Origin of the sequence: uncultured Pseudacidovorax sp., from assembly GCF_913773995.1 — a bacterium.
Classification (GTDB): Bacteria; Pseudomonadota; Gammaproteobacteria; order Burkholderiales; family Burkholderiaceae_C; genus Xenophilus.
Map to the genome: position 1 here is coordinate 93182 of NZ_CAJYES010000245.1, position 22445 is coordinate 115626.

General features: G+C 70.1%; 14 protein-coding genes. 7 read left to right on the forward strand and 7 right to left on the reverse strand.

All coding sequences use genetic code 11. The annotated features are described in order from the left end of the window. Positions 1–763 precede the first annotated feature (763 nt). On the reverse strand, positions 764–2998 hold the full coding sequence (locus tag QZ772_RS23390) for a TonB-dependent siderophore receptor (RefSeq protein ID WP_295531801.1): 2235 nt from the start codon (positions 2996–2998) through the stop codon (positions 764–766). 196 nt (positions 2999–3194) lie between these two features. Between QZ772_RS23390 and QZ772_RS23395 the strand changes: the two genes are divergently transcribed. Continuing rightward, positions 3195–4208 carry an LLM class flavin-dependent oxidoreductase gene (locus QZ772_RS23395; RefSeq protein ID WP_295531804.1) on the forward strand — a complete coding sequence of 338 codons (1014 nt, stop codon included), beginning with the start codon at positions 3195–3197 and terminating at the stop codon, positions 4206–4208. A 64-nt stretch (positions 4209–4272) separates the two neighbouring features. Here QZ772_RS23395 and QZ772_RS23400 read toward each other — a convergent pair whose 3' ends face one another. From QZ772_RS23400 to leuS, 5 genes are all read right to left on the reverse strand, one after another. Further along, positions 4273–5181, reverse strand: a complete 909-nt coding sequence (locus tag QZ772_RS23400; protein ID WP_295531807.1) for a hypothetical protein — start codon at positions 5179–5181, stop codon at positions 4273–4275. A 227-nt stretch (positions 5182–5408) separates the two neighbouring features. Next, positions 5409–6182: a 5'-methylthioadenosine/adenosylhomocysteine nucleosidase gene (locus tag QZ772_RS23405; protein ID WP_295531809.1), complete on the reverse strand. Its 774-nt coding sequence runs from the start codon at positions 6180–6182 to the stop codon at positions 5409–5411. Then, positions 6173–7219 carry a DNA polymerase III subunit delta gene (holA, locus tag QZ772_RS23410; protein ID WP_295531812.1) on the reverse strand — a complete coding sequence of 349 codons (1047 nt, stop codon included), beginning with the start codon at positions 7217–7219 and terminating at the stop codon, positions 6173–6175. Before holA ends, QZ772_RS23405 begins: the two co-directional genes overlap by 10 nt. A gap of 13 nt (positions 7220–7232) precedes the next feature. After that, a complete protein-coding gene (lptE, locus tag QZ772_RS23415) occupies positions 7233–7796 on the reverse strand; it encodes an LPS assembly lipoprotein LptE (protein ID WP_295531815.1) in 564 nt (187 codons plus the stop codon). After that, positions 7793–10447, reverse strand: coding sequence for a leucine--tRNA ligase (gene leuS / locus QZ772_RS23420; protein ID WP_295531818.1), 2655 nt, complete (start codon positions 10445–10447; stop codon positions 7793–7795). The genes lptE and leuS overlap by 4 nt, the downstream gene beginning before the upstream one ends. Before the next feature lie 130 nt (positions 10448–10577). On the opposite strand from leuS, the gene QZ772_RS23425 reads away from it, so the two are divergent. Genes QZ772_RS23425 through QZ772_RS23450 form a run of 6 tightly spaced genes read left to right on the forward strand, consistent with a single transcriptional unit; the run spans position 10578 to position 21821 of the window. After that, positions 10578–12236 (forward strand): alpha-amylase family glycosyl hydrolase, encoded by a 1659-nt coding sequence (locus tag QZ772_RS23425; RefSeq protein ID WP_295531821.1) that lies wholly within the window; start codon positions 10578–10580, stop codon positions 12234–12236. Further along, entirely contained in the window at positions 12237–14402 is a 2166-nt protein-coding gene (gene glgB / locus QZ772_RS23430) for a 1,4-alpha-glucan branching protein GlgB (RefSeq protein ID WP_295531824.1), read from the forward strand. Continuing rightward, positions 14399–16441, forward strand: a complete 2043-nt coding sequence (glgX, locus tag QZ772_RS23435) for a glycogen debranching protein GlgX (RefSeq protein WP_295531826.1) — start codon at positions 14399–14401, stop codon at positions 16439–16441. The genes glgB and glgX overlap by 4 nt, the downstream gene beginning before the upstream one ends. Positions 16442–16498: 57 nt before the next feature. Continuing rightward, the gene (gene glgC, locus QZ772_RS23440) at positions 16499–17818 is read left to right on the forward strand and encodes a glucose-1-phosphate adenylyltransferase (protein ID WP_295531830.1); all 1320 of its coding nucleotides are present in this window, start codon (positions 16499–16501) and stop codon (positions 17816–17818) included. Further along, entirely contained in the window at positions 17818–19293 is a 1476-nt protein-coding gene (gene glgA, locus QZ772_RS23445) for a glycogen synthase GlgA (protein ID WP_295531833.1), read from the forward strand. Before glgC ends, glgA begins: the two co-directional genes overlap by 1 nt. A 59-nt stretch (positions 19294–19352) precedes the next feature. Then, positions 19353–21821: a glycogen/starch/alpha-glucan phosphorylase gene (locus tag QZ772_RS23450; protein ID WP_295531836.1), complete on the forward strand. Its 2469-nt coding sequence runs from the start codon at positions 19353–19355 to the stop codon at positions 21819–21821. A gap of 107 nt (positions 21822–21928) precedes the next feature. Here QZ772_RS23450 and QZ772_RS23455 read toward each other — a convergent pair whose 3' ends face one another. Further along, positions 21929–22393 carry a biopolymer transporter ExbD gene (locus tag QZ772_RS23455; RefSeq protein WP_295531838.1) on the reverse strand — a complete coding sequence of 155 codons (465 nt, stop codon included), beginning with the start codon at positions 22391–22393 and terminating at the stop codon, positions 21929–21931. Between the last annotated feature and the right edge of the window lie 52 nt (positions 22394–22445).

The window sequence follows — 22445 nt, forward strand, 5'->3', positions numbered from 1 at the left end:
CCATCCTGCGCTCCTCGCCGACCCCGAAATCGCCCGCGCGCCCTGGGCCCGTCACCGGCGCGTGGGGCGTGGCGTTGTGCATCCAGGGGTATGACCGTCCGCGCTATATCGCGGTATCGCGCTCTCCGCCCGCTTCCCGTACTCCCTGCCCGTTCCCACGCGCTGCGCCTGCTTTCTGCTCTCTTCGCCCGTTCCCATGCGCTCTGCCGGCTTCCCGTCCGCTTGCCTGCGCCCCATCCTCTCGGCCCGCCTCCCACCGTTCGGGCTGAGCCTGTCGAAGCCAGGGCACGCGCTGGGACAAACCCTTCGACCCTTCGCCAAGCTCAGGACAGGCCAAGCTATGAGCGAGCGGTTCCATTGACCGGCATTGCGCGAAGGGGGGACCGCGCACAGCACGCATGCCGGCCGATCAACCGCAACGCAGGCCCTGGTGCCGGTGAGGGCGTGGCGGCGCGCCTGTGGGGCGCCGAGGAGCGCAGGGCGGGCGGGCTGCGGGCCTGCCGAAGGACAGGCCCGCTTCGTGAACTGACTCGCGGCAGTTGTTTGAGCGCAGCGCGAAGCGCGTAGCGAGTTCTGCCGCGGCCCGTTCGTCCGAGCACCGGAGGGGAGTCGGCGCGCAGCGCCGACCGCCCCACTTGAAGCGCCGACACGCCCTCACCGGCACCAGGGCCGGACCACCGGGCACTTGCACTTGCACTTGCACAGCACAGATAGCACCAGAGACCAGGGCTCAAGAGCTCAAGAGCATGGCCCCATCCAGCCCTCAGAACTTCGCCCGCAAGGTCAGCATGATGTTGCGCGGATCCGCGTAGTTGGCGTAGTCCAGGTTGGCCCAGTACTTCTTGTTCGTCGCGTTGTTGATGTTCAGCGTCGCGCTCAAGCGCTCGTTGAACTTCCACGTCGCCCGCAGATTCAGCACGGCCACCGGCGGATCGGTCACCGTCACCGTACCCAGGATCGGGTGAGGAATGTTGAAGCCCTCGATCTTGGTCTGCCACTGCAGACCACCGCCCACCGACAGCGGCGCCAATGCACCGCTCAGCTGGTAGTCGGTCGACAACTGCAGCAGGTACTCGGGGAAGTTCGCGTAGATCAGGTCGCTCGCGTTGCGCTCCACCTTCGTGCGCGTCAGGCCCGCACTCACGCGCCAGCGCGGCGTCACGAAGCCGGACAGCTCGGCCTCGAAGCCGTACGAGCGCGTGCCATCCACCGCCCGATAGGCCGAGCTGCCATCGGGCAACGTACCGGCCGGCACGCTGCTGTCGCGCACACCGAAGTTGTCCTGCTTGGTCTCGTAGATGGCGAAGTTGCCCGTCAGGCGCCCATCCAGCAGGTTGCCTTTGATGCCGATCTCCGCATTGCTGCCCGTCACCGGCGCCAGCGGGTTGTTGTTGGCGTCGCGGTAGTTCTGCGGGTTGAAGATGCGGCCGTAGCTGGCATAGATCGACGCATCGGGCGTCACGTCGTACATCAGGCCCACGAAAGGCGTGCTCTTGCGATCCACCTTCTGCACGCCGGTGGTGCTGACGTACTGGCCCGCGGTGTTGAAGCTGCTCGTCGCACGCTCCCAGTTGGTCAGCCGCACGCCCGTCATCAACGACAGCGCATCGGTCAGCCGCCAACGGCCCGAGGCATACAGGCCGGTCTGGTCGGTCGTCTGCTCGCTCCAGGCGCCCGTCTTGCGGTAGTAGGGCTGCGGCGCGTAGCCGTTCCAGGCGTAGATGTTGGGGATGTCGTAGCGCCAGCTGGACAGCGAGGTGTAGCCGTCGGTGCGCGTCACCGTGTGGTAGTCGGCAATGCCCAGCACCACGTCGTGCGTGCGGCCGCCGATGTGCAGCTTGCCCGAGAGGTAGGTGTCGATGGCGTTCTGCGTCTCGGTGCCACCGCCCACCGCGCCATACAGCGTGATGCCGGCACCGGTCAGGCGGTTGATGAAGGGCGCCGACGACACGGTGCGTCCATAGCCATAGGTGCGCAGGCTGAAGGTCTCGCCTTCGGTGCGGGCAACGCTCGCGCGCAGGCTCCAGTCGTCGTTGAACTGGTGCTCCAGGTTGGCATACAGCGTTTCGGACTCGCGGCTCCAGCGCGTCCACGAGGGTGAGAAGCTGGTGGAGACCGGCAGGTCGATCTTGCCGCCGTCCGTGGCAAAGCGCGGGATCGTTCCCCAGATGGGCGCGGTGGGATCGTTCTTCTGCCGCTGGTAGCCGATGGAAGCCACGGTGCTGCTGCCCAGGTCGGCCTCGACCACGGCCAGCATGGCGGTCTTGTCTTCCGAATAGCGGTCGCGGAAGGAATCCCGCTTCTGCGGCGCGATGACGAAGCGGCTGCGCACGCTGCCGTCGGCATTGAGCGGCACGTTCAGGTCCAGCTCGGCGCGCTTGAAGTCCCACGAGCCGGCCGACAGCGACACCGAGCCTGCAAACTGCCGCTGCGGGCGCTTGCGCGTCAGGCTCACCGTGGCCGAAGGCGTGCCCACGCCGGTCAGGATGCCATTGGCGCCGCGCACGACGTCGATGCGCTCGTACAGCGCGGTGTCGAACTCCTGGTTGGTGCTGCTGCTGTAGCTGGGCAGGCCATCGATCTGGAAGTCGGTGATCTGAAAGCCGCGCGCAAAGTACAGCGGGCGCTGCGTGTCGTAGAAGCTCACGGCCACGCCGTTCACGTTGCGCAGCACGGCGTCGATGCTGGTGAGTGACTGGCGCTCGATCTGCTCGCGGGTGATGCTGGTGACGGACTGGGGCGTCTCGCGGGCCGTGAGCGGCAGGCGGGTGGTGGCGCTTTCGCGCGCACCCTGCACCGTGACCGCATCAAGGGACTTCTGGGGCGACCGCCGCGCGGCAGGCGCCTCGGCGGCTTGGGCGGCCGGTTCCTCGGTCGTCTGCGACCAGGCGGGCAACGCACCCAGCGCGAACACGGCCAGGGCCAGCGGACGCAGCGGGAGACGCGGGGAGGAGGAAGAGGAAGGGACGGCCGAACGCGACCGGTGGCAAGCAGGCATGCAGATGCTCCTGGAGCAGGGGATGAAAGGGCTGGCTGGCAGCGCTTTCCCCGGCGGGGAGCACAGCTTGCTGTGGCGAAAAACGGCAGATTGTAAGAAGCCGTGCCAAGCCCCTACGAATGGGGCGGCGCATCGGCCTCCAGCGCGCAAGGGCCCACGCCGGCAGGATCAATCCGATCGGTTCATGATCGGTGGCATGTCCGATTCGCAGCAGCTGCCCCTGTCCATCCTCGACCTGTCCCCCATCCGCGACGACGGTGACGCAGGACAGTCCTTCCGCCATTCGCTCGCGCTCGCCCAGCATGGCGAGGCGCTGGGCTTTCGTCGCTACTGGCTGGCCGAGCACCATGGCATGCCGGGCATCGCCAGCGCGGCCACCTCGACGCTGCTGGCCTACATCGGCGCTGGCACCCGGTCGATCCGCATCGGGGCCGGCGGCGTCATGCTGCCCAACCATTCGCCGCTGGTCATCGCCGAGCAGTTCGGCACGCTGGAGTCGCTTTACCCCGGCCGCATCGACCTGGGCCTGGGCCGCGCCCCCGGCTCGGACCAGCGCACCTCGCGCGCGCTGCGACGCGACCTGGGCAGCGACCCGGACCAGTTTCCGCAGGACGTGTTGGAGTTGATGGATTTCATGAGCCCCGAGCCCCGCCAGCCCGTGCTGGCGGTGCCAGGCCGCGGCCTGCAGGTGCCGGTGTGGATCCTGGGCAGCAGCACTTTCGGCGCGCAGCTGGCGGCGCACCTGGGCCTGCCCTATGCCTTCGCCTCGCACTTCGCGCCGCAGCAGTTGATGCCGGCCCTGCGCATCTACCGCGAAACCTTCAAGCCCTCCGCGCAGCTGGCCAAGCCCTATGCGATGGCCGGCTTCAACATCTTCGCGGCCGACGACGAGGCACAGGCGCACCTGCTGGCCAGCTCGTGGCAGCAGTCCTTCGTCAACCTGCGCAGCGGCCGGCCGGGACGGCTGCCGCCGCCGGTGGCAGGCTACCGCGAGCGCATCGGCCCGTCAGAGAACATGCTGCTGGACAGCGTGCTTTCGTGCGCGGCCATCGGCACCAGGGAGACGGTGCGCGCCGGCCTGCAGGACTTCGTGGACCGCACGGGCGTGCAGGAGGTGATCGTCGCCAGCGGCGTCTACGACCATGCCGCGCGGCTGCGCTCGTACGAGATCGCGGCCGAAGCCGCCCGCGATCTGCGCATGCCGGCCTGAGCACTGCACCCGGCTGCTGCGGCAGCACTCACCTTTCGCGAAGGCGAGTGCGCCGCGCTGGCGATCAGAACCGGGCCTTGACCGCGGCCACCGGCCCCTGGAACTTGATCCGCAGGCCTTGCAGGCCCGGGTCGTCGCGCTTGAGGTCCACGTCGGTGACGGCATAGGCCAGCGACACGCCCACGTTGCGCCACGGGAACCACTCCGCACCCAGCTGCGCGTTGTAGATGCTGCCGTGCACGCCGCTGCTGCCGCCCTTGCGGATGCCCGAGGCATCGAAGAACAGCCGCAGGTCGGGCGTGATGGCGTGGCGCACACCCACTTCCAGCATCGGCGCCACGGCGTCGTCGCTGTCCTGGCGGCTGTAGCGGCCATTGCTGCCGTAGAAGCCCAGACCCGGCAGATTGGCGGTCGCGGCGGCGAAGGCATTGGTTTCCAGCTTGACCTTGTAGTAGCCGATGCCGGCGCCGATGCCGAACACCGTGTTGCCCGAGCCGAACCAGTAGCGGTAGCCCAGGCGCGCCACGTCCAGGTCGAAGTTCAGGTTGAGGCCGGCGGTGCCGGTGACGCCGAACGGGCCGCTGGTGTAGCCCGTGGTGCCGAAGTTGGAGTAGTTCTGGCTGTAGCGGAAGGCCTCGAAGGAGATGCCGTGGTTGTCGCCCAGCAGGACCTCGCCGGCGATGCGCGGCAGCGCCTTGCGGTCGGCGGTCACATCGCCGGTGTTCAGGGAGCCGAGGGCATTGCCTACGGTGGCACTGACCTTGGGCTCGGCGTAGAAGGCGCCGACCGACAGGCTGATGCGGTCCAGCGCCGGCGAGACCGTCGAGCGCAGGGCCGGGTCGGTGGCCATCGTCGTCTGCTGCTGGGCCAGGGCGGACAGGGGCAGGAACACCGAGCCGGCCGCCAGGGCCAGGGGCACGCTGGCGCGGCGCAGCGATCGGGGCGAGGAAGAAGAGGACGAGAAGCGGGGCATGGTGCCGATTCCTTCGACGGAATGAGTGACGTGCGCGGAGGTGCGTGAAAGCGGACGGAGCGGCGGTCGGTGGTTCTCCAGGTGCCAGCAGAACCAGGCGGCGTGCCGACCGTCCAGTGGCAGAAGCCTATCGGCGGGAATGCCGCGCCCAAGCGGAAGGTGTCGCCCGCGGATGTAGGACGGTGGCGGTGCCCGGAGGCCCGCAACGCCCAGGGCTGCCGTGAGGGTCAGAGCCGCGCGAGCGTCCGCCGCACGATCGCCGCGCTGAAGGGGCTGGCCACGCGGGCCACGAAGCGACCGAAATCGGCATGGGCCGCGTCGTCGGCCCGGTCGGAGATGGTGCGCACCGCCGCAAAGGGCACACCCCAGTCGTGGCAGACCTGGGCCACGGCGGCGCCTTCCATCTCCACTGCGAGCGCATCGGGCAGCAGGGCACGCAGCGCCGCACTTTCCGCCGCCGTGGCGACGAAGCGGTCGCCGCTCACGATCAGGCCGCGGTGCAGCCGGGCTTGCGTCATCGCGAACTCGGCCTGCACCTCGGCAGGCAGGTGCGCGGGCAACTCGGCCAGCACCTCCTGCGCCGCATCGGCCAGGGCGTCGGCCAGCGGGCCATCGGCCGGAAAGCGGGCCATGCCGGTCAGCGGCACCTCGTGGCGCGGAAAGAGCGGCGAAGCGTCCATGTCGTGCTGCAGCAGCTCGTGCGCCACCACCACGTCGCCCACCGCCACGCCGTCGCCCAGCCCGCCGGCCACACCGGTGAAGAGCACGGCCCGCACGCCATAGCGTGCGAGCAGCACGGTGGCCGTGGTCGCGGCCGCCACCTTGCCGATGCGCGAGAGCACCACGACCACCGGCCGGCCCTCCAGATGACCACGCCAGAACTCGCGCCCGGCGATGCGTTCGGGCTGTTCGTCGGGCATGGCGGCGAGCACGGCCGCCAGCTCCTCCTGCATGGCGCCGACGATGGCGATGGGGGCGTCTTCTGCAGCGCTCACGCGCACAGCTTCGCCGTCATCAGCCCCAGCCGCTGCAGCGCCTGCCACGGGTCGGCCGGCCAGTCGGGTTGCTTGAGGCCCTTGACGATGCCGTCGGTGACATGCGCGGCGCGCAGCAGCCGCGCCAGGGCACGCGGGGTGAGGCGCGGCAGCACGCGCTCGAAGGCGCGCTCGCGCGGGCCCCAGATGCGGTTCTCGCGCAGCGCCATGGGCAGCGGACGGCCCGCCTCCATGGCGTCGCGCACGCGCTTGAGGGCGCGGATGTCCTCGGCCAGCGTGTAGTGCACCAGCACCGCGGCCTCGCCCTCGGCCTGCAGGCCGCCGAGCATGCGGGCCACGCGCGGGGCATTGCCCGAGAGCACTGCGTCCGACAGCTTGAACACGTCGTAGCGGGCCACGTTGTTCACGGCGGCCTCGACCTGTTCCCAGCCCAGCTCACCCGGCGGGTGCAGCAGGGCGAGCTTCTGGATCTCCTGATGGGCGGCGAGCAGGTTGCCTTCCACCCGGTCGGCAAAGAACTGCAGCGTGCGCTGGCCCTCCTCGCCCGCCTTCACGCGCTGGCCCTGGCGCGCCAGGCGCTGGGCGATCCACTGCGGCAGCGCGCCACGCTCGACCGGGTCGACCTGCAGCGTGACGCCGTGCGACTCCAGCGCGCCGAACCAGGCGCCGCCCTTGGTCATCTTGTCCAGACGCGGCAGGAAGACCAGGGTCAGCGTGCCGTCGCTGGCCGCCGCGCTCTCGGCGATCTGCTGCAAGGCGGTGCTGCCGTCCTTGCCGGGCTTGCCGGAGGGGATGCGGATCTCGATCAGCTGCCGGTCGGCGAAGAGGCTGAGCGAGCCGCCGGCCGCCAGCACGCTGCTCCAGTCGAAATGCGCGCCGGCCACGGTGAAGCTGCTGCGCTCGGTGTAGCCGGCCGCGCGGCCCGCGGCGCGGATGGCATCGGCCGCCTCCTGCACCAGCAGCGGCTCGTCGCCGTGCACGGTGTAGAGGGTGCGCAAGCCCTTGGCCAGGTGCGCATCGAGCTGGGCGGCGGCCAGTTGCATCGGGGCGGAAGGATCAGGAAGCGGCCGGCAGCTTGGCCGCGGCCAGACGGCGCACCAGTTGCTGGGCCATGTCCTGCATCATGTCGCGGTACAGGAAGTTCTGCTCCGCCTCCTTGGCCAGCACGGTGTTCTCGTTGTAGCTGATGTCGCGCGACAGGGTGATGGGCGTCTTGGGGATCAGCTCGCGGCCGTCCCTGGTGCGCAGTCGGTAGCTGACTCTCAGCGTGATGGACAGATCACGCGCCTGGCCCGTGGAGGTGGTCGACAAGATCGCGCTGGTGCGGGCCTCGTCGCTGAGATCGCACACGGCCTCGGCCTCGCCCACCGGGTCGGTGTTGGCCAGCACCTTCAGGTCGCCCTGTCCGCGCAGCGCTCGGCGCAATTCCGCCGCCACACCCGGCACGCCGGTCACGGCGATGGAGCGGAAGGGAAACTGCACCGCGCCGCGCATCCGGAAGCCACAGCCCGCCAGAAGCGCTGCCACCGGCAGCGTCGCCGCCGCCGCGAGCAGTCGGCGACGCGCATGGCCCGTGGCCATGCCCTGCGCCTGCGCGGAAGCGCGCGCGCCCGGCGTCATGCCACCACCACGTTGACCAGGCGACCCGGCACCACGATCACACGCTTCACGGCCTGGCCGTTCGCATGCTTGGTGAAGGCCTCGCTGGCCACGGCCAGGGCCTCGATCTCGGCCTTGTCGGCGCTGGCGGGCACCACCACGGCGCCGCGCAGCTTGCCGTTGATCTGCAGCATGAGTTCGACCTCGTCCTGCGCAAGCGCGCTCTCGTCCACCACAGGCCAGGATGCATCGAGCAGCAGGCCCTGCGCATCGGCGTAGCCCAGCTGCTTCCACAGCTGGTGCGTCAGGTGCGGCGTGACCGGGTAGAGCACGCGCAGCAGGATGCCGAAGCCTTCGCGCAGCACGGCCACGCCGCCTTCCTCGCCCTCGGCCTTGAAGCCTTCGAGCGCGTTGAGCAGCTTCATCGCGCCGGAGACGACGGTGTTGTACTGCATGCGCTGGTAGTCGTAGTCGACCTGGCGCAGCACGGTGTGCACCTCACGGCGCAGGGCCTTGGCGGCCTTGCCGGGCGCGGCGCCATCGGCCACGGGCATTGCGGCCAGCGCCTGGCCGAAGTTCCACACGCGGCGCAGGAAGCGGAAGCTGCCTTCCACTGCCGCGTCGTTCCACTCCAGCGTGGCCTCGGGCGGCGCGGTGAACATGGTGTACAGGCGCGCGGTGTCGGCGCCGTACTTCTCGATCAGCTCCTGCGGATCGACGCCGTTGCGCTCGCTCTTGCCCATCTTGCCGACGCCGCCGTACTCGACCACCGTGCCGTCGGCCGTGGTGCCGCCGGTGATGCGGCCCTGGGCGTCCAGCGTGGGCGTGACCTCGGCGGGCGGGAAGTAGTCCTTGCCGCCCTTGGCGTTGCGCTTGAAGTAGATGTGGTTGAGCACCATGCCCTGCGTGAGCAGGCGGGTGAAGGGCTCGTCGATCGTCACGAGGCCCAGGTCGCGCATCACCTTGGTCCAGAAGCGCGCGTACAGCAGGTGCAGGATGGCGTGCTCGATGCCGCCGATGTACTGGTCCATGCCGCTGCCGCCGGCGGCATTGCCCTGGCCCCGCATCCAGTAGCGGGCGCCGTCGGCCACCATGGCCTGGTCGTTGGCCGGGTCGCAGTAGCGCATGAAGTACCACGAGCTGTCCACGAAGGTGTCCATCGTGTCCGTCTCCCGGCGCGCCGGCTTGCCGCAGGTAGGGCAGGTGCAGGCCAGGAAGTCCTCGCGCTTGTTCAGCGGATTGCCGCTGCCGTCGGGCACGCAGTCGGTGGGCAGCACCACGGGCAGGTCCTGCTCGGGCACCGGCACCGGGCCGCAGTCGGGGCAGTGGATGATCGGGATCGGCGTGCCCCAGTAGCGCTGGCGGCTGATGCCCCAGTCGCGCAGGCGCCAGGTGGTCTTCTTGGCGCCCAGGCCCTTTTCTTCCAGCGCATGCGCCACGGCGTCGACAGCCTCCTGGTAGCGCATGCCGCTGAAGTTGTCGGAGTTGATGGTCACGCCGCGCTCCTTGTCGGCGTACCAGTCCTGCCACTTGTGGAAGTCGAAGTGCGGCTCGTCGTCCACCAGCACCACCTGCACGATCGGAATGCCGTACTTGTTGGCGAAGGCGAAGTCACGCTCATCGTGCGCCGGCACGCCCATCACGGCGCCGTCGCCGTAGCTCATCAGCACGTAGTTGCCGACCCAGACGGGCACCTGCTCGTCGGTGATCGGGTGCGTGACCGTGAGGCCCGTGGGCACGCCCTTCTTCTCCTGCGTGGCCAGCTCGGCCTCGGTCACGCCGCCGGCCTTGCACTCGGCGATGAAGGCGGCGACCTTCGGGTCGCTCTGCGCGGCGTGGGTGGCCAGCGGATGCTCCGGCGCCACGGCGCAGAAGGTCACGCCCATGATGGTGTCGGCGCGCGTCGTGAAGACGTACATGCGGCCGTCCTGGATCGGCGCGCCGTCCGCGCCGCGGATGTCGTGCGTGAAGGCGAAGCGCACGCCGCTGCTCTTGCCGATCCAGTTCTCCTGCATCAGCCGCACTCGCTCGGGCCAGCCGGGCAGCTTGTGCTGGACGTGGTCGAGCAGCTCTTCGGCGTAGTCGGTGATCTTGAGGTAGTAGCCGGGGATCTCGCGCTTCTCGACCGGCGCGCCGGTGCGCCAGCCGCGGCCGTCGATCACCTGCTCGTTGGCCAGCACGGTCTGGTCCACCGGGTCCCAGTTGACGACCTGGGTCTTGCGGTAGGCGATGCCCTTCTCGAGCATCTTGAGGAACAGCCACTGGTTCCACTTGTAGTAGCTGGGGTCGCAGGTGGCGACCTCGCGGCTCCAGTCGATGGCCAGGCCCATGGCCTGCAGCTGGCCCTTCATGTACGCGATGTTCTCGTACGTCCACTTGGCCGGCGGCACGCCGTTCTTGAGCGCCGCGTTCTCGGCCGGCAGGCCGAAGGCGTCCCAGCCCATGGGCATGAGCACGTTGTAGCCGCTCATGCGCAGGTAGCGCGCCAGCATGTCGTTGATGGTGTAGTTGCGCACATGGCCCATGTGCAGCTTGCCGCTGGGGTACGGCAGCATGGAGCAGGCGTAGTACTTCTTCTTGCCCGCGACTTCGGTCACGCGGTAGGCATCGGCGGCGGTCCAGTCGGCCTGGGCGGCGGACTCGACTTCACTCGGTTGGTAGGTGGGATTCATGGGCTTGGCACAGGCGCCCGGCGCAGGGCGGGCCGGGGACCGGCGATTATCAGGGCTCGGCGCGCGGCACACGGGGTGGCCCGTTTCTCGCTTGCGGCGCCGTCAAGAGGACAAGGCGAGGAGGCCGGCCATGCACGGCAACGACGACACGAATTGGTGGCGCGGCGCGGTGATCTACCAGATCTACCCCCGCAGCTTCATGGACAGCAACGGCGACGGCATCGGCGACCTGCCCGGCATCACCGCCCGGCTCGACCATGTGGCGCAGCTGGGCGCGGATGCGGTGTGGATCTCGCCCTTCTTCCGCTCGCCGATGAAGGACTTCGGCTACGACGTGGCCGACTACCGCGACGTGGACCCGATCTTCGGCACCCTGGCCGACTTCGACGCCCTGCTCGCCCGCGCCCATGCGCTGGGGCTGAAGGTGATCATCGACCAGGTGCTCTCGCACACCTCCGACCAGCATGCCTGGTTCGCGCAGAGCCGGTCGAGCCGCGACAACGCCCGCGCCGACTGGTACGTGTGGGCCGACCCGCGGCCCGACGGCACGCCGCCCAACAACTGGCTGTCGGTCTTCGGCGGCAGCGCCTGGCAGTGGGACGCCCGGCGGCGGCAGTACTACCTGCACAGCTTCCTGGCCGAGCAGCCCGACCTCAACTTCCACTGCCCCGCCGTGCAGGACGCCCTGCTGGCCGAAGTGCGCTTCTGGTGCGAGCGCGGCGTGGACGGCTTCCGCTTCGACGCCTGCAACCACCAGTTCCATGATGCGCAGCTGCGCGACAACCCGCCGGCGGCGCAGGCCGACATCGACGGCGTGAGCACCGTGCGGGCCGAGAACCCCTACGCCATGCAGCGCCACCTGCACGACAAGAGCCAGCCCGAGAACCTGGCCTTCCTCGAACGGGTGCGCGCCCTGCTCGACGCCCACGGCGCCGTCGCCCTGGGCGAGGTGGGTGACGAGAACGCGCCGCCGATCATGGCCCGCTACACCGAAGCCGGCCGGCGGCTGCACATGGCCTACAGCTTCTCGCTGCTGACCAGCGAGCACAGCGCCCGCCACCTGCGGGCGCAGGTGCAGGCGCTGGAGGACGCGCTGACCCTCACCGGCGGCTGGGGCTGCTGGGCCGTCTCCAACCACGACGTGCCGCGCGTCGCCACCCGTTGGAGCGCCGGCCGCGGCCCCGACGCGGCGCGCGACCGGCTCTGGCTGGCGCTGCTCGTCAGCCTGCGCGGCAGCGCCAGCCTCTATCAGGGCGAGGAGCTGGGCCTGCCCGAGGCCGACGTGCCCTTCGAACGGCTGCAGGATCCGTATGGCCGCGCCTTCTGGCCCGAGTTCAAGGGCCGCGACGGCTGCCGCACGCCCATGCCCTGGCACACCGACGGCGTGCATGGCGGCTTTTCCACCGGCGCGCCCTGGCTGCCGGTGGATGCCGCGCATCTGCCGCTGGCGGTGGACCGCCAGAGCGCCGACGCGCGCTCCATGCTGGCCTACAGCCGGGCCCTGCTGCATTGGCGGCGCAGCCAGCCGCTGCTTCGCACCGGCGCCCAGCGTTTCGTCGATGCGCCGGAACCCGTGCTGCATCTGGTGCGCAGTGCCGGGACCGTCCCGGCCGCCGATCCGGACCTGCACGCCCTCTTCAACCTGTCGCCCGAACCGCAGACGCTGGCCCTGCCCGCGCCGCTGCGCGCCGTCGGCGGCCATCCGTGCACCGGCGGCCGGCTGGACGACACAGGGTATTCGCTACATTTGGAGCCCTACGGCGTCTTCTACGGCACACCCCTTTCCTGAATGCTTTCCGACGGCGAAATCCAGGCCCTGATGCGGGCCGAGCATGGCGATCCTTTTGCCGTGCTCGGCCCGCACCGCCTCCCCGAGGGCCTGCGCATCGCGGTGCTGCTGCCGGGTGCGCGGCAGGTGGCGGTGCTGCACGCGGCTTCGGGCGATCCGCTGGCGGTGCTGCAGCGCCAGGGCGGCTCCGACGTCTTCGCCGCGCTCGTGCCTGCCGCGCCCGCGCAGCTGGGCTATGTGCTGCAGGTGCAATGGGAGGACGGCCATGCCTCCCGGCTGCACGACCCCTACCGTTTCGGACCGGTGCTGTCCGATCTGGACGTCTGGCTGCTGGCCGAGGGCACGCACCTGCGGCCCTTCGAGGTGCTGGGCGCCCATCCGCGCGTGGAGGGCGGCGTGCACGGCGTGGCCTTCGCCGTCTGGGCGCCGCATGCGCGGCGCGTGTCGGTGGTGGGCGACTTCAACACCTGGGACGGCCGCCGCCACCTGATGCGCCGCCGGCCCGAATGCGGCGTGTGGGAGATCTTCGCCCCGCATGTGCAGCCGGGCGACGCCTACGAATTCGAGATCCGCTCGGCCAGCGGCGAACTGCTGCGCAAGGCCGACCCCTATGCCTTCGGCGCCCGGCTGCGGCCCGAGACTGCCAGCGTGGTGCGCGAACTGCCGCCACCCGTGCCGCTGCCGCCCGAGCGCGCCGCGGCCAACCGGCGCGATGCGCCCGTCAGCATCTACGAGGTGCACCTCGGCTCCTGGCGCCGCAAGAACGGCCATGAATGGCTGAGCTACCGCGAGCTGGCCGACACCCTGGTGCCCTATGCCGCCGAGCTCGGCTTCACCCATCTGGAGCTGCTGCCGGTCACTGAGCACCCCTTCGACGGCTCCTGGGGCTACCAGCCCATCGGCCTGTATGCGCCGACCTCGCGCTTCGGCACGCCGGAGGACTTCCGCCATTTCGTGCAGGCCGCCCATGCCGCCGGGCTGGGCGTGATCCTGGACTGGGTGCCGGCGCACTTTCCCACCGACGCGCACGGCCTGGCGCGCTTCGACGGCACGGCGCTGTACGAATACGAGGACCGGCGCGAAGGCTTCCACCGCGACTGGAACACCCTGATCTACAACTGGAAGCGCACCGAGGTGTGCAACTACCTGGTCGGCAACGCGCTGTACTGGCTGGAGCGCTTCGGCATCGATGGCCTGCGGGTGGATGCCGTGGCCTCCATGCTGTATCGCGACTACAGCCGCCCGCACGGCGAATGGCTGCCCAACGCGCAGGGCGGGCGCGAGAACCTGGAGGCCATCGACTTCCTGCGCCGGATGAACCAGGTGGTGGGCACCGAGCGACCCGGCGCCGTCACCTTCGCCGAGGAATCGACCAGCTTCCCGCACGTCACCCAACCGCCCGAGGCGGGCGGCCTGGGCTTCCACTACAAGTGGAACATGGGCTGGATGAACGACACGCTGGCGTATTCGCACACCGACCCGCTGCATCGGCGGCACCACCATCGGCAGATCACCTTCGGCCTGATGTACGCCCACAGCGAGAACTTCGTGCTGCCGCTCACGCACGACGAGGTGGTGCACGGCAAGGGGCCGCTCATCGACAAGATGGCGGGCGTCGACGAATGGCAGCGCTTCGCCGGGCTGCGGCTGCTGTACGGCTGGCAGTGGGCCTATCCGGGCAAGAAGCTGCTCTTCATGGGCGGCGAGTTTGCGCAGACCCGCGAATGGAGCCACGACCGCGACCTGGACTGGCACCTGCTCGACCAGACGCCGCACCAGGGCGTGCAGCGTCTGGTGCGCGAACTCAACCGCCTGTACCGCCACTTCCCGGCCCTGTTCGAGCAGGATTGCGAGCCGCAGGGCTTCGAATGGATGGTGCACGACGACGAGGCGCAGTCCGTCTTCGCCTTCGTGCGCCGCGCCCCCGATGGCGCCCTGCTGCTGGCGGTGGCCAATTTCACGCCGGTGGTGCGGCACGACTACCGGGTGGGCGTACCCCGCCCCGGCGCCTGGCGCGAGGTGCTCAACACCGACAGCGAACGCTATGGCGGCAGCGGCGTGATCAACGGCATGGCCAACACGGTGGCCGAGCCGATGCACGGCCAGGCCCAGCACCTGGCGATCACCGTGCCGCCGCTGGCGGTGACGTGGTGGACCCTCGCATGAGCCTGCTCGCCGGTCGGCCGCATCCCCTGGGCGCCACGCTCCTGCCCGGCGGCGGTGTCAGTTTCGCCCTGGTGGCGCCGCGGGCCGAGGTGGTGGAGCTGTGCCTGTTCGACGTTGAGGGCCGGCACGAGCAGCAGCGCCTGCCGCTCACGCACTGCACCGACGGCGTCTGGCACGGCCTGCTGCCGGCGGCGCGCGCCGGGCTGGTGTACGGCTTCCGGGTCCATGGGCCCTGGGCACCGCACGAGGGCCAGCGCTTCAATCCGGCCAAGCTGCTGCTGGACCCGTACGCGCGCGAGGTGGTCGGCCAGTACCGGGGCGAAGACCTCTTCCTCGGCCATGTCCCCGGCCAGCCCGACCGGCGCGACGCGCGGGACAACGCCGCCGTCGCGCTCAAGGCGCGGGTGACGGCCCCACTGCCGCCGCTGGCCGTGCCGCGGCCGCACGTCGCGGCGGGCGAACGGGTGCTCTACGAGCTGCATCCCAAGGGCCACACCATGCTGCACCCGGCGGTGCCGCCGGAGCACCGTGGCCGCTATGCCGGCCTGGCCGAGCCGGCGGTGCTCGACCACCTGCAGCGCCTGGGCGTGACCACGCTGAGCCTGATGCCCGTGCAGCACCGCGCCGACGAAGAGCGCCTGCAGAAGCTGGGCCTGGCCAACTACTGGGGCTACAGCCCCATCGGCTGGTTCGCGCCCGAGGCGCGCTATGCCAGCGAAGGCGGCAGTCCCGTGGCCGAGTTCCGCGCCCTGGCCGAGGCGGTGCATGCGCGCGGCATGGAGCTGGTGATCGACGTGGTGTTCAACCACAGCGCCGAAACCGACGAGTTGGGCCCCACGCTCTCGCTGCGCGGCATCGACAACGCCCTCTACTACCGCCTGCGCGCCGACGATGCGGCCTTCTACGAAAACTGGAGCGGCTGCGGCAACTGCCTGGACTTTTCCGAGCCGCGCGTGGTGCAGCTGGCCATGGACGCCCTGCGCCACTGGGTGATCGAACTGGGCGTGGACGGCTTCCGCTTCGACCTGGGCCCCATGCTCGGTCGTGGCGTGGGCGGCGGCTTCGACGCCCGCGCGCCCTTCCTGGCCGCCTGCCTGCAGGACCCGGTGCTCTCGCAGGCGCTGCTGATCGCCGAGCCCTGGGACATCGGCCCCGGCGGCTACCAGCTGGGCGCCTTTCCGCCCGGCTGGCTGGAATGGAACGACCGCTTCCGCGACACGCAGCGTGCCTTCTGGCTGCACCGTGCCGTCGGCCGCGGCGAGTTCGCCCACCGGCTCGCCGGCTCCAGCGGCGAGTTCCACCACGACGGCCGGGCGCCCACGGCCAGCGTCAACTTCATCACCGCGCACGACGGCTTCAACCTGCGCGACCTGCTGAGCTACAACGAGCGCCACAACCTGGCCAACGGCGAGCAGGGCCGCGACGGCCATGCCCACAATCTCAGCCACAACCAGGGCGTGGAAGGCGACACCGACGACCCGGCCGTGCTGGCCCGCCGCCGGCACTTCGCGCGCACCCTGCTGGCCGCGCTGATGTGCGCGCAGGGCACGCCCATGCTGCTGGCCGGCGACGAGCTGGGCCACAGCCAGGGCGGCAACAACAACGCCTACTGCCAGGACAACGAGACCACCTGGATCGACTGGACCCGCGCCGATGCCGCGCTGGTGGACTTCACCGCCCGCCTCGCCGCCCTGCGCCGCCGGGCGGCGCCGCTGCGCCGCACCCGCTGGTGGCCCGCCGAGCCGGCCGCGGGCGAGCCCCGCCTGCGCTGGCTGGCGCCCGAGGGCCGCCCCATGGAGCCCGCCGACTGGGAACGCGGCCAGGCCCACGCCATGGCCATACGCTTCGAGGGCGAGGCGCACGAGGGCGACTGGCTGCTGCTGGTCAACGCCGGGGATGGCCCGGCACCGTTCGTGCTACCTCCTGGCGACTGGCACCTGCACCTGGCCACCGACGACGAGACACCCACCGCGCCGCGCCGCCTGTCCACCCACGAGACGCTGCCGCCCGGCACGCTCTGGCTGGCCGGGCCGGCCTGACGACGGCTGACTTTGCTTTCCTCAAGACCGATACCGACCCCACAGGAGACTCACGGGATGGACCATTCCCTCGAAACCCATCAGCTGGTGCGACGAAGCATCGCGCTGGTCCTGGCCGGCGGCCGGGGCTCGCGGCTCAAGCAGCTGACCGACCGCCGCGCCAAGCCGGCCGTCTTCTTCGGCGGCAAGTTCCGCATCATCGATTTCGCGCTGTCCAACTGCATCAACTCCGGCATCCGCCGGGTGGCGGTGGTCACCCAGTACAAGTCGCATTCGCTCATGCGCCACCTGCAGAGCGGCTGGAACTTCCTGCGTGCCGAGTTCGGCGAGATGGTGGAAGTGCTGCCGGCACAGCAGCGGGTGAGCGAAGACCGCTGGTACCGCGGCACGGCCGATGCCGTCTACCAGAACGCGGACATCATCCGCTCGCGCTCGCACCGCCACGACTATGTGGTGGTGCTGGCCGGCGACCACATCTACAAGATGGACTACTCCATCATGCTGCGCGACCACGTGGCCAACGGCGGCGGCTGCACCGTCGGCTGCATCGAGGTGCCGCGCGCGGAGGCCACGGCCTTCGGCGTGATGGCCGTGGACGAATCCCGCCGCGTCACCGCCTTCATCGAGAAGCCGGCCGACCCGCCCCCGATGCCCGGCAAGCCCGATGTGGCGCTGGCCAGCATGGGCATCTACATCTTCGACGCCGAGTACCTCTACCGCCTGCTGGAGGAGGACGCCGACAACCCCGAGTCGGAGCACGATTTCGGCAAGAACATCATCCCGCGCGCCGTGGCCGAGGGCCGGGCGCTGGCGCATCCCTTCGGCATGTCCTGCGTGAGCCGGGTGCAGGGCGTCGTGCCGTACTGGCGCGACGTGGGCACGATCGACGCCTTCTGGTCGGCCAACCTCGACCTGGCCTCCATCACGCCCGAGCTGGACATCTACGACGACGACTGGCCGATCTGGACCTACCAGCGCCAGCTGCCGCCGGCCAAGTTCGTGCCCGACCGCGACGGCAACCCGGGGCAGGCGGTGAACATCATCGTCTCCGGTGGCTGCATCGTCTCGGGCTCCGGCGTGCGCAACTCGGTGCTGTTCTCCGGCGTGCGGGTGCATTCCTTCTGCGACATCGAGGAGGCGGTGATCCTGCCCGACGTGACCATCGGCCGCGGCTGCAAGCTGCGCAAGGTCGTGATCGACCGCGCCTGCGTGCTGCCCGACGGGCTGATCGTGGGCGAGGACCCGGTGGCCGACGCCGAGCGCTTCGAGCGCACGGCCGGCGGGGTGGTGCTGATCACGCGCGAGATGCTGCGCCGGCTCGGTCTGCAGCAGCCGGTGGAGAACCTCGCCAGCTACGGCAAGGGTGGCTCGGCCTGATGCGCATCCTGCAAGTGAGTGCGGAGCTGTTCCCGCTGCTCAAGACCGGCGGCCTCGCCGACGTGACCGGCGCCCTGCCCCTGGCCCTGGCGGCCGCGGGCGCCGACGCCCGCGTGCTGCTGCCCGCCTTTCCCGCCATTGCGGCCGGCGTGGCCGATGCCCGGCCGGTGGCCCCCTTCCACGCGCCCTGGGGCGAGCCGGCCCTGCTGCGCTTCGGCTACATCGACGGCGGTGCCGGCCGGCTGCTGCCCACCTACCTGGTCGATTCGCCCGCCCTGTACGACCGCCCCGGCAATCCCTACGAAGGCCCGGGCAAGCAGCCCTACGGCGACAACCACCGCCGTTTCGCCATGCTGGGCTGGGCGGCCGCGCTGCTGGCCCAGGGGCTGGACCCGCTGTGGCGCCCCGAGGTGATGCATGCGCACGACTGGCATGCCGGCCAGGCGCCGGCCTACCTGGCCTTCGCGCGCCAACGCGGCCAGGGCGCGGACGTGCGCAGCGTCTTCACCATCCACAACCTGGCCTACCAGGGCCAGTTCGGCGGCTGGGCCTTCGCCGAGCTGGGTCTGCCGCCCGAAGCCTTCCAGGTCGAGGGGCTGGAATACCACGGTGACGTCTCCTTCATGAAGGCCGGCCTGTTCTATGCCGACCGCATCACCACCGTCAGCCCCACCTACGCCCGCGAGATCCAGACGCCCGAGCAGGGATTCGGCCTGGACGGCCTGCTGCGCGCGCGCAGCGGTGTGCTGCACGGCATCCTCAACGCGGTGGACGAGGCGGTGTGGAACCCCGCCACAGACAGCCACCTGGCACAGCGCTTTTCCATGCCCGAAGGCCGGCGCATGGCAGGCAAGGCCCGCTGCAAGGCGGCCCTGCAGCATGAGCTGGGCCTGGCGGTGGACGAGCGCGCGCCGCTGTTCATCGTCGTCAGCCGGCTGACCGAGCAGAAGGGCCTGCACCTGGTGCTGGGCGGCATCGACGCGCTGCTCGAACGTGGCGGCCAGCTGGCCGTGCTGGGCAGCGGCGACGCCTGGATGGAGCAGGCCTTCCGCGAGCGCGCCGCCGCGCAGCCCAAGCGCATCGCTGCGCGCATCGGCTACGACGAGCCCCTGGCCCACCGCCTCTTCGGCGGCGCCGACGTGGTGCTGGTGCCCTCGCGCTTCGAGCCCTGCGGCCTGACGCAGATGTACGGCCTGCGCTACGGCGCCCTGCCGCTGGTGCACCGGGTGGGCGGCCTGGCCGACACGGTGGTGGACTGCGCGCTGGAGAACATGGCCGAGGGCACGGCCACCGGCTTCGTCTTCGACCGATTCGACGGCGAGGACTACGCCCGCGCCCTGCGCCGTGCCTTCGCCCTGTACGAGCGACCCGCCGATTGGCGCCGCGTGCGCGCCACCGCGATGCGCCGCCCGGCCGACTGGGGCAGCGCCGCCGAGCACTATCTCACGGTCTACCAGAAGGCCCTGGCCCATTAAATGCTGGGGAACCTTCGGCGCCAGGCCCCTTCCATTCCACGAAAACCTCCAAGAACGCCATGACTCCCGCCGACTTCGAATACGACCATCCCGATCGTGACGTTGCCGCCTTCAAGCGCTCCGTGGCGACCAAGCTCATGTACGCCGTCGGCAAGGACCCGGTGGCCGCCAGCCAGGACGACTGGCTCGCCGCCACCGCCCTGGCCGTGCGCGACCAGCTGGTCGAGCGCTGGATGGCCACCACCCGCGCCAGCTATGCGCAGGACGTCAAGCGCGTGTACTACCTGTCGATGGAATTCCTCATCGGCCGCACCTTCACCAATGCCCTGCTGGCGGTGGACCTGTACGACACGGTCAAGGCCGCGCTGGCCGACTTCGACATCGACGTCAGCGCCCTGGCCGAGCGCGAGCCCGATGCGGCGCTGGGCAACGGCGGCCTGGGCCGGCTGGCGGCCTGCTTCCTCGATTCCATGGCCACGCTGGGCGTGCCGGGCATGGGCTATGGCATCCGCTACGAATACGGCATGTTCCGCCAGCGCATCATCGACGGCCAGCAGGTGGAGACGCCCGACTACTGGCTCACCCGCGGCAACCCCTGGGAATTCCAGCGGCCGGAGGTCAAGTACCGGGTGCGCTTCGGCGGCCATGTGGAAGGCCGCCAGGCCTACGGCACCGCCAAGTGGGTGGGCACGCACGACGTGCTGGCCATCGCCTACGACACCATCATCCCGGGCTACGGCACGCAGGCCACCAACACGCTGCGCCTGTGGTCGGCCCGCGCCACCGAAGAGATCGACCTGTCGGCCTTCAACCGCGGCAACTACTTCGAGGCGGTGGAGACCAAGAACCACTCCGAGAACGTCTCGCGCGTGCTCTATCCCGACGACTCCACCCTGTCGGGCAAGGAACTGCGCCTGCACCAGGAGTACTTCTTCTGCAGCGCCAGCGTGCAGGATCTGGTGCGCCGCTACCTGCGCACCCACACCGGCTTCGACCAACTGCACGAGAAGGTCAGCATCCACCTGAACGACACGCACCCCGTGCTGGCCGTGCCCGAGCTGATGCGCCTGCTGGTGGACGAATACGACCTGGGCTGGGATGAGGCCTGGGCGCAGACGCAGAAGGTCTTCAGCTACACCAACCACACGCTGATGCACGAGGCGCTGGAGACCTGGCCGGTGGAAATGCTGGGCCGGGTGCTGCCCCGCCACCTGCAGATCATCTTCGACATCAACGCCCGCTTCCTGGGTGAGGTGGCGGCCCAGGTGGGCCAGGACACCGACCTGATGCGCCGCCTGTCGCTGGTGGACGAATCCGGCGAGCGCCGCGTGCGCATGGCCTACCTGGCGGTGCTGGCCAGCCATTCGGTCAACGGCGTGTCGGCGCTGCATTCGGAGCTGATGAAGCAGTCCATCTTCGCGGACTTCGCGCGGCTGTTTCCCGAGCGCTTCAACAACAAGACCAACGGCGTCACGCCGCGCCGCTGGCTGGCCCAGGCCAACCCGCCGCTGGCCGCCCTGCTGGACAAGCGCATCGGCCGCGGCTGGCGGCGCGACCTGTCGCAGCTCGAAGCCCTCAAGCCCATGGCCGAGCAGCCCACCTTCGTGCGCGCCTTCCGCCATGCCAAGCGCGAGAACAAGCTGCGCCTGGCCAACTGGATCGAGCAGCACATGGGCGTGGTGGTGGACACCGACGCCATGTTCGACGTGCAGGTCAAGCGCATCCACGAATACAAGCGCCAGCTGCTGAACGTGCTGCACGTCATCACGCGCTACCACCGCATCCTGGACGATCCGCACGGCAACCATGTGCCGCGGGTCGTGATCTTCGCGGGCAAGGCGGCCTCGGCCTATTTCACCGCCAAGCAGGTGATCCGGCTCATCAACGACGTGGCCGCGGTCATCAATGCCGACGAGCGGGTGGGCAAGTTGCTGAAGGTGGTCTTCCTGCCCAACTATTCGGTGAGCCTGGCCGAGATGATCATGCCGGCGGCCGACCTGTCGGAGCAGATCTCCACCGCCGGCACCGAGGCCTCGGGCACCGGCAACATGAAGTTCGGCATCAACGGCGCGCTGACCATCGGCACGCTGGACGGCGCCAACGTCGAGATGAAGGAGAACGTCGGCGACGACAACATCTTCATCTTCGGCAACACCACGCCGCAGGTGGCCGAGATCCGCGCCAAGGGCTACCGACCGCGCGACTTCTACGAAGGCAATGCCGAGCTCAAGCGCACGCTGGACGCGATCCAGTCGGGCGCCTTCTCGCCCGGCGAGCCGGGCCGCTACCAGGGCCTGTTCGACACGCTGGTGAACTGGGGCGACCACTACCTGCTGCTGGCCGACTACGCGGCCTACGTGGCCAAGCAGGCCGAGGTGGACGCGCTCTACCGCGACGCCGACGCCTGGGCGCGCAAGGCCATCCTGAACGTGGCGGGCATGGGCGCGTTCTCGTCCGACCGCACCATCGCCGAGTACGCGCACGACATCTGGCGGACGAAGCCGGTGGTGCTGGGGAAGGCGGGCTGAAGGGCGGCACGCGGTCATCGTCCGGTGCCGCTGCGAGACAAGAGGCGGTCGGCTAACGGCCGGGCGGCCATGCATCCTTCTGGCCGGTGCGCCGGCCGACGCTTTGCTCAGCGTGGCGGCGCGTCAGAGCGATCGGCGGACGCCGGCTCGGCCACGAAGCCGATGCGCTGGATGCCCGCCTCGCGCGCGGCATCCATCAGCGTGACGATCTCGCCATAGGGCCGGCTGCGGTCGGCGCGCAGTTGCAGTTCGATGTCCGGCACGCCCGCGGCGGCGGTGCGCAGCCGCTGCGTCAGCGCGTTGGCATCGGCAACGGGCTGGTCGTCCACGAACAGGTGGCCCTGCGCGTCCAGCGCCACGGTGATGGCGCGCGGCTGCTCCACCGGCGCGGCAGCCCCTGCCGCAGGCAGGTCGAGGCGGATCGAACTGGCCATCAGCGGCGCCGTCACGATGAAGATCACCAGCAGCACCAGCATCACGTCCACCAGCGGCGTGACGTTGATGTCGGCCATGGGCCGCGCAGCGGGGCCGGTGCGCGGGTTCAGGCGGTCGGTGCTGCGGCCGAAGGCCATGGTGACAGTTCGTCCTGCGGGGTGGGGTGAGCGGTCGCGCAGCGGTCGGAAA